General features: G+C 42.0%; 7 protein-coding genes. 3 read left to right on the top strand and 4 right to left on the bottom strand.

Features of this window, described 5'->3' with window-relative positions; all coding sequences use genetic code 11:
* Nucleotides 1-165: 165 nt before the first annotated feature.
* Both QZT69_RS08065 and QZT69_RS08060 read right to left on the bottom strand, forming a co-directional pair.
* Nucleotides 166-5,082: a T9SS type A sorting domain-containing protein gene (locus QZT69_RS08065; protein WP_294672794.1), complete on the bottom strand. Its 4,917-nt coding sequence runs from the start codon at nt 5,080-5,082 to the stop codon at nt 166-168.
* A 256-nt stretch (nt 5,083-5,338) separates the two neighbouring features.
* Nucleotides 5,339-9,331 (bottom strand): GEVED domain-containing protein, encoded by a 3,993-nt coding sequence (locus tag QZT69_RS08060; RefSeq protein ID WP_294672791.1) that lies wholly within the window; start codon nt 9,329-9,331, stop codon nt 5,339-5,341.
* Between the two features lie 366 nt (nt 9,332-9,697).
* On the opposite strand from QZT69_RS08060, the gene QZT69_RS08055 reads away from it, so the two are divergent.
* Nucleotides 9,698-10,483 (top strand): SDR family oxidoreductase, encoded by a 786-nt coding sequence (locus QZT69_RS08055; protein WP_294672788.1) that lies wholly within the window; start codon nt 9,698-9,700, stop codon nt 10,481-10,483.
* Here QZT69_RS08055 and QZT69_RS08050 read toward each other — a convergent pair.
* Together QZT69_RS08050 and QZT69_RS08045 are read right to left on the bottom strand one after the other, a co-directional pair.
* Complete coding sequence (locus tag QZT69_RS08050) at nt 10,475-12,844, bottom strand: choice-of-anchor L domain-containing protein (protein WP_294672785.1); 2,370 nt, start codon at nt 12,842-12,844, stop codon at nt 10,475-10,477. The two genes, QZT69_RS08055 and QZT69_RS08050, sit on opposite strands and share 9 nt — an antisense overlap.
* Nucleotides 12,845-12,963: 119 nt before the next feature.
* The gene (locus QZT69_RS08045) at nt 12,964-14,802 is read right to left on the bottom strand and encodes an ABC transporter ATP-binding protein (protein WP_294672782.1); all 1,839 of its coding nucleotides are present in this window, start codon (nt 14,800-14,802) and stop codon (nt 12,964-12,966) included.
* A gap of 67 nt (nt 14,803-14,869) precedes the next feature.
* On the opposite strand from QZT69_RS08045, the gene rbfA reads away from it, so the two are divergent.
* Together rbfA and QZT69_RS08035 are read left to right on the top strand one after the other, a co-directional pair.
* Nucleotides 14,870-15,205 carry a 30S ribosome-binding factor RbfA gene (gene rbfA / locus QZT69_RS08040; RefSeq protein WP_294672779.1) on the top strand — a complete coding sequence of 112 codons (336 nt, stop codon included), beginning with the start codon at nt 14,870-14,872 and terminating at the stop codon, nt 15,203-15,205.
* The gene (locus QZT69_RS08035; RefSeq protein WP_367242104.1) at nt 15,201-16,415 is read left to right on the top strand and encodes an FtsX-like permease family protein; all 1,215 of its coding nucleotides are present in this window, start codon (nt 15,201-15,203) and stop codon (nt 16,413-16,415) included. The genes rbfA and QZT69_RS08035 overlap by 5 nt, the downstream gene beginning before the upstream one ends.
* Nucleotides 16,416-16,611: the final 196 nt, after the last annotated feature.

Here is a 16,611-nt window from a genome sequence, read left to right as displayed (position 1 = left end):
TACAAAGGAGGTTAAAATGATGTTTTCAAACCAATGAATTTATATGACCTAACAATTGATGTGTTAATTTTCACATCAACAATTGTTTCAATAATTGATTAATCAACAAAAAAGGCCCTTATGAAACATAAGGACCTTTTTTTTAAAGTGAAGATTTTAAGTCTGTTATTGGATAACTATTCTGAAAACCTTTTGAGCATCGTTATTTGAAAGTGTGAAGAAGTAAATTCCTCGCTCTACCTCTTTTAAGTCGACACTACTTGTTCCTGCAGAAATTGTATTCTGACCGGTTTGAATTGTACGGCCGTTTACATCTGTTACCACTAAGTTGAAGCTACCTGTACTGAATGTTGATTCAATAAACACAACACCTGTAGAAGGGTTCGGGTAAACCGTTACCAGCTCAAGGGTGTTTTCATCTACAGATAACCAGTTACAATTGGAAAGTACATTGACAACTACGTTTGCCGTATCATCCGGACAAACCCCGTTTCCTGATACATAATCATAGTTATACTGACCAGGGAAATTGGCTGTCGTAATTTGCGAGTTTGCCATCAGAACATCTGACGGATCATACCAGTCACCGTTCAGGTCAGCAGTTCCATTCAATCCGGCCAATAAATCAATAGGTTCATTTTTACAAGCTGTAATCGAACCATCGATTCCTGCATTAGACGGCGCGAAAATTTTCACTTGTGAAACGATGGAGTCATAAGCACATCCGTCAGTTACACGGTATTGAAGGTTATACGTGTTGAAAGAAATAGCTTCTGACAACAATAGCGAATCAACGATACTGATGTTTACTGCCGGGATAGATGAAGACCAAACTCCGTCTGTATCATATCCTGTGATAGTATTAAATAGATTCACAGTATCCCCTGTACAAACGTTTGTTAATGGACTTGCCATACCTGCATTTAGAATGATATCAGAGATGCGGATAGCAAAGTTTCCGTTCGTAGCGGTGAATTTATCGACCATCAGGTAATAAGTAGCACCCGGAGTCAGATCACAAACCGTGAAGTTTGGAGCTAAACTGGTCCCACCGATTGCATCATCATTTGCGGCCAATAATGTAAATGTATTGAAATCAGCACAGTTTACAGCCGAGTAAACAGCTGCCTGTGTGTTGAATCCGATTGCAGTTGCATTGATACGCACCTGGCCTGTTGCAGGTGCAACAAAAGAATACCAAAGCGTACCATTTAAAGTACTGTTTACCCAACCGTCAGTTTCTTGAGCTCCGGTAGCCGGAGGCGCAATATTTGACTCGTTTACAGACACACCTGCTCCGGTTGTGTTGAAAGTATAATCGGTATCCAATAACAACGCTTCCTGTTCACAAACGATATCATTTGCAGCAGGCATGATCACAGTAATAGGACCAACCCAGTTAGAAGTGTCAGTTGTACCCGCGCATTCAGCCTGAACATATACCTGGTAAACACCTGAAGCCATTAGTGCAGTGTTAAATACGGTATCCGCAAAGTCGATACCTGTAGCGTCATCAATAAATCCGCTTCCAAGGGTGAAGCCGTTCATTCCATACTGAATATTGAATCCTGTAACCGGGTAAGCAACACTAGATTCAATCCAGTTCCATGTCAATTCTATAGAATCAATATCTGTAGTTCCTGCAAGTGCAGTGATATCAGAACAGTATGGTTTCGTACAGAAGTTTACAAGGTAGCCTTCAGAAGTTAGATTATCTGCCTGACATTCGGAATAAATATAAACATCATAGCAAGTCAATTGTTCCAATGTGTTTCCGAAGTTCACATCTGAACTATTTACACTCAATATTCCAAGTTCCTGTCCGGAAATTGTCGGATCAAATCCTTCATAACCGTAAACTACAGTCCAGTCTGTTTCTCCGTAAAGACCCGCATCCCAGTTCAATTGTGCGTCATCTGTTCCTGTAATAACAGTCATGTTCTGTACATTAGGACACAGTGCATAATAGAAATGAACACATGAATTATTTTGCAGGTATGCCTGGTTGTTATTAGAAACGTTGATATCAGTTGTAGGACCTGACAGACCGATGTCTGCATTTCCTGCATAATCATCCGCAGTTTCTGTTCCGCCGAATTCTACATCATCATAGACATAATAGATCTCTCCTGTTGACTCGTACATTTGGATCTGGAAAGTAACTGATCCGGCACCATTGCTGAAGTTGTTCTGATTGTTCCACTGGAAAATAGCGATTTGGTTCGGAGCAGTACCGGTTACCTGGTAATACACATTTCCGGTTTCATCATCCATATCATCTCCCCAGGCGAATAGGTAGTCTCCTGTGATTGTAGTCATGTTTCCGCCATAACCAACATTACCGGTTAAAGTATTCAACTGGATTCCACCGTTATTTCCAATAGTAAGATCTGTAACGGAACCTCCCTGGTATGGGAAAGCAAATGGAAGCGTAATTCCTGTTTCTGAATCATCCGTTAAGTTCAAATCAGTTCCCGTCCCTGAAATATCAAAGAATCCGATGGTCGGACACTCATTGTCCCAAGCCAGGAATCCAGGATCTGTTGAGAATGCAAAAGGACCTGCCCAATCAGAAGAAGTTGTACATCCTGCCTGAACATAGAACTCATAAGCAGTATTTTCTGTCAAACCTGTAACTGGAATGGTATCATTCGTAACACCTGTCATTGGGATTCCGGTACCCGGAGTAAATCCTGCAGGTCCATATTCCACGTTCCATGTTGTTTCGCTTCCTTGAGGCGTCCATGTTAATTGACCATTAAAATAAGTCACATTAAATGCATTCAGGTTCTGAGGAGCACTTGGTTCAACGATAACAATTGTATTCGGAGCACTCAATGCCATCGTTGCATCTTGTGCTACGATTGAGTAAGTTCCGGCCGCTAAATTTGTCGGAATAGCCTGGAAAGGACCATTATCCACTGAGTAAAGGAAAGGACCTGTACCACAATCAACACTGTCTAAAGCAAATGATCCGTCTGTTAAACCATTACATGAAATATCAATTGCACTTAAGTGAACAGATACCGGATTCACGTTAACGGTAACCAGTTCACGTACTGCACTGTAACAACCACCAAGGGTAGATGCCACGTAAAAATTGTAAGATCCGTTGGTTGCAGTTGGCATAACTGTTGTACCCACTGTTTCAAACGGGGAACCTGTTCCCACTGCGTTCCCACCGGAAGCAGCATCAAACCACGTTGCAGAAGAAGCAATCGGAATAGTATAATTAACAGTACCATTGAAAGCTCTGTTAGCATTTACACCACCAAAAAGAGAACAAAGCCCAGCTCCCGCGGTAATCGTCATGTCCGCGTTTGTGTAGTTTGTTGCTCCTGTTACTGTAGTATATTGTGCACCGTAATTTACATAAATAGCGTAAAGAGAAGATGCAGGAATTAACAAGTCTGTGATGTCAATATTTACTGGTGTTCCTGCAGTTGTAGTCACCGGGTAAGTTCCCAATGAAGTCCACGCTCCTGCGGTTGTTTCACTTCCAAGATAAGTACCTGTTTTGTAGAACACTTCAACAGTTTGTGCTCCGCCGACATTTGGAATAACATCCAAACTTGTCACGTTTACTGCATTTGAATTCGTTGTGATATTAAACATAGCTCCACCGCCACAGCCGTTTCCTCCCGCAGAAGTTGTAGAAAGGGAACCCGGAGCGTTAGAAGTTGTTGTTGCTGATATCATCGCTGTAGTTTCTCCTGTACAGATATTCAAATAAGGAGCACTTACAGTTGGGTTGTTTGGAATCTGACTGTCTACAGTTACAGTTAAACTGGTTGTCGGAGACCAGCATTGAGTAGCTGTTTCGTACGCTGCAACAGTATAAGTTCCGGTTGCAGTTACGTTGAAAGGAGCAGTTGCCGGGTCGGCATTGCTTGATCCGTTAACGGTTGTTCCTTGCCAATAGTACTCAGTGCCCGCCGGTGCAGCTGGCATGGAAATCGTTGTTCCCGGAGTACATGCAGGATTTGCTGCAGCTGTTGGTGCAGGAGGTGTCGTTGCAACCGGGAAGTTTGATACAGTAATAGAAGATTCTGTTGACCATGCATTAAGCATTGGATTGAACGCTCGTACATAATACGTTCCATTGGCAAAGACTGTCCACGGAGTGGAAGCAGGTTCTGTGGTGCTTGTTCCGGTTGGTGTTGTTTGCCAATACCAAATTTCATCTGAAATAACTGGTGATCCTGTCATACTTAATTGAGTTCCTCCCGAACAAGTTGGTGTTCCTGCTGCTTGAACAGGTGAAGGTGGAACGGTTGGGAGAAGGCCCCAAATGAAATAGTATCCGGATGTTGGTGGAGTTACTGTACCACTAATGGTAATTCCCTGGCTGTTTGCGGTACCAGCAGTTGTAGCTAACCAGGAAGTAGTGGATGTACGGTTGTTATAATCTGTTGAGGTAGTTCCTCCAAGACCTACATGCGTTGATGCGGTGGACGATGTGCCAAATACACAGTTCCCATACATAATCTGTACATAGTTGGCCGTTTCAAATAAACGAATTTGAAAGTTGAGTGTATCACCTGTTCCGGTAGTTCCGGTTCGCTTGTAATCTGACCATTGAACGACACAAATGCGGTTTGGGGCTGTACCGATTGTTTCTACGCGAATTTCCGCACCTGTCTGTGCTACTAAATTCCTAGCCATTGCTGCAATTCGATTACGCAAAGTTGCAGGTGAAGTGGCTCCGGCTGTAGACAATGCAGTGTATGAACTCGTAGAAGTAATGTCTACAGAAGGGGTCAGTGAAGATTGCCCCAGTGAGATCCATCCGTTGGCATTAATCGCCAAACGGTCGAACACAGAGCCATTGTAAGTAAAGTTAAACCCGATCGGAATACCAACCCCGGTTACTGCTGTACCTCCGGCAGGAACTGCAGGATCGACGAACCGCTGATCGTCAGTTGTTGTTGTCCCGTAAACAGTACCTCCTGTGATGGGGGTATATGTTGCGGTTGATTCATTAAACAGGTAACTCGAGACTTGTGCCTGAGCCTTTTCTCCAAAGAGGACAAATGCCCACAGCATCAGCCAGGAGAATCCCAAATAGTAATTTTTTTTCATAATTTAAATTTTAATAAATGATTTATGTGTTTGGAGGGGTTGATTACATATCAATGATTGATAAATCTGTAAATGGTTGTATTTTTTTAAAAGAATAACGCTTATTTATAGATGTAACAAGTTTTTGAACAATTAAAAATATAGTTGTAAATCTCATATAATTTTGAGTAAGAAACAAATTTTTGTAGTTAAATTTTAAACGGTAAAACCCTTCCAGTTCAGAAAGGGTTTTACCGGATATTATTGTTTTGTTAACTTACTGAATAACAATTCTGAACACTTTTTCAGCGTTCTCGGTAGAAAGTTTAAAGAAGTAAGTTCCGCGTTCTACATCTTTTAGATTTACGCTGTTTGTTCCGGCAGAAATTGTATTCTGACCGATTTGAACAGTACGCCCGTTTACATCTGTTACCACTAAGTCGAAGTTGCCAGTGCTGAATGTTGATTCAATAAATACAACTCCTGTAGATGGATTCGGGTATATGTTTACCTGCTCAAGTGCGTTCTCATCTAAAGATAAAAAGTCACAAGTCGAACTTACGTTAACAACCACGTTTGCGGTGTCATTCGGACAAATACCGTTTCCTGAGATGTAATCATAGTTATACTGACCAGGGAAATTCTCCGTAATGATTTGTGAGTTTGGTATAAGAACATCTGATGGATCATACCAATCACCATTCAAGTCAGCGTTTCCGTTCAATCCTGCTAACAAATCAATAGGTTCGTTTTTACAAGCTGTAATTGAACCGTCTTGTCCTGCATTGGATAAAGGATAGATACGAACTTGCGAAACAATCGAATCATAAGCACAACCATCTGATACACGGTACTCAAGATCAAATGTTTGGTATGCAAGTCCTGTAGTGTTAAACATAGAATCCTGGATGCTTGCATTTACTGCTGCAATTGAAGAAGACCAGTTTCCTCCGTTATCATTACCGGAAATAGTAGTGAACAGGTCAACCATTTCTCCCGTACAAACACTTGTTAAAGGACCGGCAGATCCACCTTCAAGAACGATAGCTGATACAGCAAGGCTAAAATTACCCGTAGTACCATCAAATTTATCATACATAATGTAATAGGTAGCACCCGGAGTCAGATCACAAACTGTGAAGTTTGGAGCTAAACTTGTTCCACCGATAGCATCATCATTTGCTGCCGTCAACATAAATGTATTGAAATCTGAACAGCTAATTGCAGAATAAACAGCAGCCTGACCGTTATAAGGAAGTCCTGTAGAGTTAATTCTAACCGAACCCGATGCAGGTGCTGTAAACGTATACCATAATGTACCGTTCAATGTAGAGTTAACCCATCCGTCGGTTTGCTGAGCACCAGTCGCAGGAGGTGCAATGTTTGATTCGTTCACGGAAACTCCTGCACCTACATTGTTAAAGGTATAAGTTTCGCCTAACTGTAGTGCTTCCTGTTCGCAGACGTCATCATTTGTAATCGGCATTATCACGGTAATTGGACCTACCCAACCTGAAGTGTCGCTTGTTCCGTCACATTCTGCCTGAACGTAAACCTGGTAAACACCAGATCCCATTAATGCAGTGTTATATACTGTGTCTGCAAAGTTGATACCTGTAGCATCATCAATAAATCCGCTTCCAAGCGTAAAACCTGTCATACCGTACTGAATGTTGAATCCGGTTACCGGGTAAGCCGGGCTTGATTCAGTCCAGTTCCAGGTTAATTCCAATGAATCCGGATCTGTTGCACCAGTGATTCCTGAAGGATTCGAACAGTATGGAAGGGTTGTGAAATTGTGAACCAATGCTAAAGATGTATCACCGTTTGCACAATTTGCATAAATATAGATCGTGTAATCAGTTAATTGAATTAATGAGGAAATACTTGAGAACGTGTTTGTCTCATTCATAATCGTTCCTGTACCAGGAGTAAATCCTTCGGTACCATATTCGATAATCCAGTTTGTCTCATTAGAGAATCCCGCAGTCCAGCCAAATTGAATTTCATCCGGGCCCAGGAACGTTGTTGCAAAGTTTTTAGGTTTTGGACAATCCGTATAGTAAAACTCAACACAACTGTTGTTCTGAAGGTAAGAAGCATTATCATTGGATACGTTCAAATCCTGGTTAGGTCCGGAAACCCCGATGTCAGCATTTGCAGCATAATCATCACCCGCATTTGGAGCACCAAAAACAACGTCTTCATAAACAAACCAGATTTTTCCGGTAGCCTCATCGAATTGTGCCTGGAAAGTAACCGTCGGAGCTGTCGGAGAACCGGAGAAGTTACAAATATTGTCCCACTGAACAATAAATGTTCTGTTCGGAGCCGTTCCGATTGTCTGGTGGTAAACGTTCCCGGTTTCATCATCCATATCATCACCCCAAGGGAAAATAAAGCTTCCCGGTTGAGTTGTCATGTTGCCTCCGTAACCGATTTGAGCAGTTGTTGTACCAAGTGCCATACCTCCGTTGTTACCGATCGTACAATCAGTAACTAATGTTCCCTGGTAAAGGATAGGGAATGGAAGTGTCATACCGGTTTCAGAATCGTCTGTCAATACCAGATCAGTTCCTGTTGTTGAAATATCGATAAATCCTGCAGCAGGACAATCCGTTGACCAGTCCATATAAAGCCCCTGGTTATAAGTATTGAAAGAAATCGGTCCGGTATAGTAAGATGAATCCGTAGAAGAACAAATCCCCATAACATAAACCTGGTAGAATGAATTTGGTGTTAAGTTCGTAAGCGTGAACGGATTCGTCGTTGCAACTACAGAATCACCTGTTCCAAGAGCAAATCCCGGAGGTCCGTATTGCAGCTGCCATGACAACTCTGATCCTCCTGCTGTCCATCCAAGTTCAATTTCCGTAGTTGTTGCGCCAAGATTTGTGAAAGCAGTAGGTTGTGGACATGTCGGTGCAGGAACAATGTTTACAAAGTAATCTTCTGTTTCACCCCACGTGTAAGTTCCACAAGGAGTAATACTCCCGATTACAGTGGTTTCTACGTTAATTACACGCATGCGTGTGATTCCTGTTGTAGCTGTTAGTGGAATAAGAACAGTTCCGATTTCATTGTGAGGACCAACTGTAGCAGCTGCAGAGGCATAAACTTCTTCCCCCGGATCGGAAAATAATCCGTTGTGGTTATAGTCAATATATACTTTCGTCATATTACTATAGCTACCACCACAGGTTCCTACCTGCACATTCAATCCATAACTAACTGTTTGAGCAAGATTGGTCGCAGGCAGGGAAGTGTAATTGGAATACTGGTTCTGTATAGATCCTGCTCCTCCCGTTGTTGCACAAGTTGAGCTGTTATTCAAGGTCCCGATACTTACATTGAGAATTTCTTCGTCTCCAGTGCTGGTAGCGTTGCTGTTACAATAACAGTTGATAAAATTGCTGGTATTAACAAGTAGTGCCGCACTGGTGTCAGTAAGGCCTCCACAAGTCATGTAAACACGGTAATAAGTGTCTGCAGTTTGGTTCGAAATATAAGTGCTGTTTGTTGCACCGGGAATATCAGTGAAGGAACCAACAGCACCTGTCAATGAGCTCTGCCATTGATAAGTTTGTCCTGTTCCCCCGGTTCCGCCTAAAATAGAAAGTGTATTGTTTACAGAAGGACAAATAGGGTTGTTTGCAGCCGAAACCGTTCCTGCAGTTGGTGGTGAAGTACAAGGAACTGCCGGAATAAAGGTAATTCCTCCGATAAGACCGCGCGGATAATTTGCCGGAGTGGACGGGTAAACCGTACCTCCCCAGGAAATTCCGTCACCTGTAAGGATGTTAACACCGCCGCCACTGAATGTGTTTGTTCCGGCACCGTTTGTTAATGTGGAATACTGCATGGTAGTTGCTGACAAACCAAGCTGATAAGTTGCTCCAGCAGGAATTGTTAGTGACAAAGAAGTCAAACAGGGAACAATCCCGTTTGCAGTGTTTGAATTGGAGACAACTCCGGTACCTGCGGAAATCCATCCGTTTTGACCTGATCCAACGGTACCGAAATCCCATGGGGCCGCATTGTCTATAAAAGGGGTCGTACGATAAAGTAGTTCAATGTTGTTCGTTGCAGTAGAACCTAAATGACATTGGATATCGGTAATAATAATATCGAATGCATTGGTGTTTTGAACATTGAACGTAACGGAGCCGTTTCCGTTGTTGTTAGGATGGGTGGTATTTATCACCGTCTGCCCATATATATATGAGCCAAACAGGCAGAATAAACCCAGCCAGAGTAATTTTTTAGTCATAATCTTCAGTTTTCACAAAAATATGTTAAAACCACGCTTGAAAAATGAAGTTTATAGTTTCAACTAAGTGGGTAGAGAGTTAATTAAATTGTTGTAAAAAGTGAATATTTTGTATTTCAAGTTTCCGAACGAATATTTATTATGTTTCGTTTAACAATTTAATAATTAACAGATAATGAATTTTTTATTAACATGTGTAATTTATAACAAAAAACATCTTGACTTATCAATTATTAACATTTTTAATTGAATTAGAAATGCCGTGTCTAATTAAAAAAGAGAAGTGAAGCTCTGCCAGGGCTGCAACACTTAAATCAACAGATCAAAAGTACTGTTTAAAGTATAGAATGATTAATTTTACTCCCGATGAAAGATTTGAAAGGTAAAGTTGCTCTGGTTGCTGGAAGTACACAGGGTATCGGAAAAGCAGTTGCTTTAAAATTAGCTGATATGGGTGCTGATATTGTTTTGTTGGCGCGAAATGAAGAAAAGTTGAAGCAGGTGAAGGAAGAACTTCCGCAAGAAGCAGGTCAGACTCATGAATACCTGGTAGGTGACTTTACAAATCCTTCTGATCTGAAAACCAGGATTGCAGATTTTCTTGCAAATGGAAGATCGATTGATATTTTGATCAATAATACCGGAGGACCGAAAGCCGGTCCGATCATCGATGCTGATATTTCAGAATTCCTGGATGCATTTAATCAGCATTTGATTTGCAATCATATTTTGGTTCAGGCCGTTGTTCCGGGAATGAAACAGTCTGGCGGGGGAAGGATTGTAAATATTATCTCTACCAGTGTAAAACAACCACTTCCGGGACTTGGAGTCTCAAATACGATCCGTGGTGCAGTAGGTAATTGGAGTAAAACACTGGCGAACGAATTAGGACAATTCAATATTACCGTAAACAATGTTCTCCCGGGAGCAACGAATACTACAAGACTCCAGGAAATAGCTTCGAATAAATCTGCCAAAACAGGAGATTCCGTGGACGTTATCTTTGAAGAAATGGCTGATGAATCACCGATGAAGCGTATTGCTAAGCCTGAAGAGATTGCGGCTGCCGTGGCATTCCTGGCATCTCCTGCGGCTAGCTATATCAATGGGATCAATATCCCTGTTGACGGAGGGCGTACCAAATCACTTTAACACATTCACGTGACCTACGAACTCACCGTAGATACTTGATCTGGTGGTGTATTTAATCTTGTAGGTATATGTTCCGTCAGGAACCGGTTTGTCTTTGTAGGTACCATCCCATTCCCAGCGAATACTTTTTGATTCGAATACTAAAATCCCCCACCGGTCATAGATCGTAACATCTACTTCACCGATGTTGATCATAGATGCTTTGAAGGTATTGTTGAACTGGTTTCCGTCCGGCGTAAATGTGTTTGGAACGTAGATCCAGTATTCTTCCTGGATAGTAATCGGTTTTGTAACCGTATCCTTGCATCCGAGATAGTTCGTCGCAATAAGTGTTACATAATAAGTTCCCGGAACATCATATGTATTGTTCGGATGGACCATGGTAGATGTTTGTCCGTCACCGAATTCCCATTCATAAGTGTTTCCTCCAAGTGTAAGGTTTTGGAATGTAATCGGTAAGTCTTCAAATAAAGTATTACTTGAAATAACGAAATCTGCATCAGGTTCAATAACAGTTACGGTTGTGGTTCCCTCTACGGTAAAGGTTTGACATTCATCCGACACGGAAACGGTGTAGGAAGTCGTTGTGTAAGGGTTAACAAATACCTGAGCAGTTGTTTCTCCGCTATGAAGCCAGTTGTAAAAATACTGACCGTATCCTCCGGTTGCACTTACACTGATTGGAACGGTATCCCCCGGACAAATGATTTGATCCGGTGACATCGTTAATACCAATGGCGGACTCGTAATTGTATATAAGACACTATCCAATGCAGCAACGTCACACTGATCCGTTACCTCTATATAATACATTGTACTTGTACTCGGAATTACATCCAATGTATCATTTGTTCCCAAAACATTGCCATTGGCAAGATGCCAGGAATATGTGTAGTTTCCTGCACCACCGCTTACCTGCACAGTTAATTCCTTCGGAACGTAAGGGCAAATTTCGGTGATATCGGGTGTGGATATCAATGCTATCGGCGGATATACAGGAACAGTAACTGTTGCAACAGCCTGTGCAGTTTCATTCAAACAGTTGTCAGTGACGGAGATCGTATAGTTTTGAGTCGCTGTCGGATTTACAGTAATTGTAGGCGTTGTTTCACCGGTACTCCAGAGAAAAGTGTATGGTCCGGAACCTCCGCCCGGAACAGCAGTAAGCACAGCCTCATCTTGTGGACAAAGCTTATCTACAGAGTTCACTGTGACCGTTACGGGTTCAATATCTCCGATCTGAAGACTCACCAGGTAAGGGTTGAGGTTTCCGCAGGGATCCATAAGCTGAAAATCGAGATCGATTGTTTCTATTCCTTCCGCTGCACCGTCAGCAAAAGCACTGAGGTTAAATGTTACGGTCGTTTGCCCCGGATTGAAAGTTACCGAATTGGGGATATTCGTATAATCAACTCCTTCCGTAGCAGTGCCGGAAACAAGGATAGGAACAGTTACTGTTTGCGATAGATTTTTTGTTCTTGTAAGTGTTACAGTTGCATTTACACATCCTTCAGCCATCGTTTTTCCGTCGTTGAACGGGTCTGATGACAAAGTATAATCAACCTCGATCGGAGCCTTGGATGTTAAGCTGTTTGCCTCCAGGAAAATTCCAGAGTCAAAAATCCCGTCACCGGCATCTGCAATAGCAATGATGAGGTGGTAGGTTTGTCCGCACTGAACCTTGGATACTGCCTCCAACACTTTGGTGAATCCGTCATATTGAATGGTGGTACCGCCTGTATTGTTTACATAATATGCAGGATTAGTGGCTGAGCAAGCAGGAATTCCGCTTCCTGTTCCTCCTGGATTTCCACCATTCACGTTATTGATTGTAACGGGTTGTCCGTTAGGCAGTCTGGCAATATTCACTGCTCCACCTATTCCAGGTCCGGAAATAAAGAATGCAAATGCATCATTGAACTGGGAACATACGTATTCCGGGTATTCTTCCGATCCGAAAACGTATTTGAAACGCACCGTATCTGAATAGGGAACAAAATCAAATTCCAGGATGGCTGCATTGAAAGTCGGTGCTCCTGCCTGACTGCTTAAAGCACTAAAGCCGGGGTAGTTGTTATCAACACCGGAATTGGTCGAATTATTAGGTCCCTGCGGACCGTCCCCGTTATTTGCAATGGTTCCGGTAGTAATAACAATTCCCGAGTTGATTCCCAGGTTTGTTCCGTTTGCCGTAAATCTTCCGATTGTGCCTGATGCGCCGTTATAAGTAATGTTTGAAACAGTAACCCCAGGACCAAGAAGCGTATTCTGAACTAAAGATGCAGCACTTTGAGCTGATGTAACCAATTGGCCCATCAAGGAGAGAGGTAAAAGAAGTGCTATCAGACAAATCAGCTTCATACTTAAATAACGTTCCGTAAGTGGAATAGTTGTTTGCTCAAATACAAAAAGCGAACCAAAATGGAAATATACTGATTAAACAGTAGGAATCAATGATTTATCAGTCAAAAAATCACAAATTAATTGAAGATTCCCTGGAGACCGCAAAGATTCGCGTATGTTCCTCCCAAAGCAATTAAATCCTGATGCTTTCCACGCTCAATAATCTGGCCTTTTGACAGTACTAAAATTTCATCAGCATTGATGATGGTACTCATTCTGTGAGCAATGATCAAAGAGGTGCGGTCTTTCATTAATTCATCAAGGGCTCCCTGCACAATGCGTTCGCTTTCAGTGTCCAGCGCAGAAGTTGCTTCGTCCAAAATAAGGATGGAAGGGTCTTTCAAAACTGCTCTTGCGATGCTTAGGCGTTGTTTTTGTCCGCCGGAAAGTTTGTTCCCCCGTTCCCCGATGATCGTGTCGTAACCGTTTTCCAGTTGTTCGATGAAGCTGTCTGCATGTGCAATTTTGGCGGCTTTTACAATTAATTCCATGGAAACATCTTCTCTTCCGAAAGCGATGTTATTTCGGACCGTGTCGTTGAACAAGATGGATTCCTGGGAAACAATCCCGATGTTTTTGTGGAGGTCTTCCAGTCCGTATTCCTTGATGTTGATGTCGTCAATGTAGATGGCGCCCTCATTCACGTCGTAAAAGCGCGGAAGCAGGTCGGCAATGGTTGATTTACCGCTTCCCGATTCCCCTACTAAAGCAATGGTCTTACCGCGTTTCAGATCAAAGTTGATGTTTTTCAGAACCCATTCGTCTTTGTATTTGAAACTCACGCCTTCCAACCGGATTTCATTCTTCAGTCCTTCCAGTTTCTTCGGGTTTTCAGCTTCGTAAATGGATTCATCCATATCCAAAATGGAATTGATCCGGTCACGGGAAGCTTCTGCTTTATTAAGGTTTCCTACAGCAGTTGCAATTCCCTGGATAGGTCTTAAAAGCTGGGAAAATACAATGATGAAGGTGATGAAACCTTCTCCGGTTAAACTGTTTACATCCTTATCCAGGATCATCACACCGCCAAACCAAACCAGGCAGATCATCACGGCTGCTCCCAGGAATTCATTCAATGGAGGAGAAAGGTCTTTCTTGCGGAATGTACGGGTAATTAATTGCTGATGTCTCAGGTTGATCTTACGAAAACGCTCGGTCATGAACGGAATAGCATTGAAGGCTTTAATGATTTTAATGCCGCCCAAGGCTTCTTCAATGGTCGAAAAAACAATCCCGTTTTGCTCCTGTCCCTGTTTGGCGGTACGTTTCAGGCTTTTACCTATGCGTGAAATGACAAATGCGGAAACCGGAAGAAGAATAAAAGAGATTAGCGTTAGTTGCGGGCTGATATATAACAAAGAGCCAACGGTTATGATAATAGCGAAAGGTTCCCGGTAAATCAATTCCAAAATAGCTACCACCGCAATTTCAATTTCGCCTACGTCACTGCTCATTCGTGACATCAGATCTCCTTTGCGTTCCTCCGTGTAAAAAGAAAGCGGAAGCTTCATTGCTTTGGAAAAAATCTGGTCTTTTACATCACGAACAACCGCCATTCTCAATTGTGACTGATACCAAATGGCTCCGTAACGGCTGAGATTTTTCAGGAAAAAAGCAATCAATACGGCAAAACAAACAAATAATAAGGCTTCCTTCGGATCTTCTTTCACCATTTCCTGCATGGTATAATTGAAGAGGTCTTTGCAGTAAAGAAAAAACGCAACAAATCCGCCATTGTAAATGGGTTCAGGTAAATTCGTGATCTGATCCGGTTTAAAGATCAATTGCAAAAAGGGGATAAACAAAATCATGGAAATGAGATTGAATATCACGAAAAGCAAGTTGTAAAAGATCGTAAGTATAGCCGGAGCTTTATACGAAAAAGTGTATTTGTGGAATGCTAATATCGATTTCATGCAGTACAAAGATATGTTTTTGTTGTCCTTTGTGTATGAACGAGTTTACAATTCTTAACTTTGCAGTATGAGTTCAATTAGACAAAACCGGGTTGAAGGAGTAATTCAAGAAGAATTATCGACTTATTTTCAACGCAATGCACGTGAGATTTGCTTGGGTGCAATGGTCAGTGTGACGATTGTAAGAGTAACTTCCGATCTTTCTTTGGCACGTATTTATTTATCCGTTTTCATGGGGCCCGATAAGAAAGAAGTACTAAAAAATATCCAGGAAAATTCACGAAAAATTCGCGGAGAGGTAGGAAAACGTTTGAAGAACATGCATAAAATTCCGGAGCTTCTGTTCTACATCGATGATTCTTTGGATTATGCTGAAACCATCGATAAATTATTGAAAGATTAAGGTTTCATTTTTCATAGCGAGAAGGTATCTTCGATATACCCGGAAACAGCGAAACCTGGTTAATTGGATTACGCGTATATCGGTTGTCGGAATTGCGGTTATTACAGCTGCACTGGTGATTATTTTATCTGCCTTTAACGGAATTGAGCAAATGGTTTCCAAGCTTTATTCGGATTACGATCCGGCTATCACCATGCGTTCGCTGGAAGGAAAAACATTTGATTCTACAACTGTTAAGCTGGATAACCTGCGCAAAATACCGGGAGTTATTTCCGTTTCAAAAGCTATTGAAGAAACCGTTATTATTAAGCATGGTAAGAAATGGATCAATGCACGCATGGTGGGTGTGGATTATTCGTTTACGGATGCATGCAATTTAAAAGAACACATGGTTGACGGCTATCCCTACCTGGAGGAGAACGGGCAGCCAACCGCAGTTATAGGTGCAAGTTTACTGGATAAAATTGACGGATATATTTCCGAAATGGATGGCTACGAAGAACTGATGCTCTACACACCGCTCAGGGATGCTTCGATGACCCGTTTGAAAAGTCCGTTCAAGGTCTCTCCGCTGAAAGTAGTAGGCAGAATGAATTACAATAAAGACGTAAATATGTCTGATGTATTGGTTCCGATCAACTATGCGGAAACTCAGCTGAATTATGGCTCGGACATTACATCGGTTTATATTCATGCTGAGAAGGAGAATATTGAATCTGTCAAAACGGTTCTTCAAGCTAAATTCGGGGAGAAATTCCAGGTCAAAACGGCTGCTGAAAAGAACGAACTGATCTTTAAGACAAGCGAAAGTGAAAAGAAGATCGTGGTGTTGATCCTCTTGTTTATTTTTGTTCTGGCCGCATTTAATTTAGTCGCATCCCTGAACATGCTCTTCATCGAGAAAAAGGAAAATATCGAAACCATGGAACGTTTTGGCGCTACCAGGCAGTTTATTTTCCGGATTTTCTTCTTCGAAGGAATTTTGATCGCCTTTAAGGGAATTTTGATCGGTTTGGTTTTGGGTGTGGGTGTTTGTCTGCTTCAAATGCAGTTTGCGTTCCTGAAAATGCCGAATTCCGGCGGAGAAGCTTTCCCGATTATTCTGCAGGTGAAAGACGTATTATTCATCCTGGGAATGGTTGTTCTTTTGAGTGTGTTGTCGTCCTATTTCCCGGTGCGCTATTTGGTGAAGAAAACAATAATTAGCTAAAAAAACTACCTGTTTACAGCATACATACTCCGTGGTTCAAGTGATTAAAAAAGAGAGCTCTCCGAAGGCGGAGATCGAATGAGCTCAATAAATTCTTGTGAACTTCTTGTGCCTTGGGGTAAAAAACAGCAAAGCTGCCATGACTGAGCCTGCGAAGTCCTTATTATTAAATAATCCTTTGCGTAATCGGTGAGAT

The organism is uncultured Fluviicola sp., from assembly GCF_902168135.1.
GTDB lineage: Bacteria > Bacteroidota > Bacteroidia > Flavobacteriales_D > Crocinitomicaceae > Fluviicola.
Note: the sequence above shows the minus strand (reverse complement) of the source record. Positions and strands in the feature narration are given on the sequence as shown.

What these genes read in the sequence shown, in the direction of transcription:
- QZT69_RS08055 (WP_294672788.1), top strand. Translation starts at nt 9,698, where the DNA reads ATGAAAGATTTGAAAGGTAAAGTTGCTCTGGTTGCTGGAAGTACACAG.
- QZT69_RS08060 (WP_294672791.1), bottom strand. Translation starts at nt 9,331, where the DNA reads ATGACTAAAAAATTACTCTGGCTGGGTTTATTCTGCCTGTTTGGCTCA.
- QZT69_RS08050 (WP_294672785.1), bottom strand. Translation starts at nt 12,844, where the DNA reads ATGAAGCTGATTTGTCTGATAGCACTTCTTTTACCTCTCTCCTTGATG.
- rbfA (WP_294672779.1), top strand. Translation starts at nt 14,870, where the DNA reads ATGAGTTCAATTAGACAAAACCGGGTTGAAGGAGTAATTCAAGAAGAA.
- QZT69_RS08065 (WP_294672794.1), bottom strand. Translation starts at nt 5,082, where the DNA reads ATGAAAAAAAATTACTATTTGGGATTCTCCTGGCTGATGCTGTGGGCA.
- QZT69_RS08045 (WP_294672782.1), bottom strand. Translation starts at nt 14,802, where the DNA reads ATGAAATCGATATTAGCATTCCACAAATACACTTTTTCGTATAAAGCT.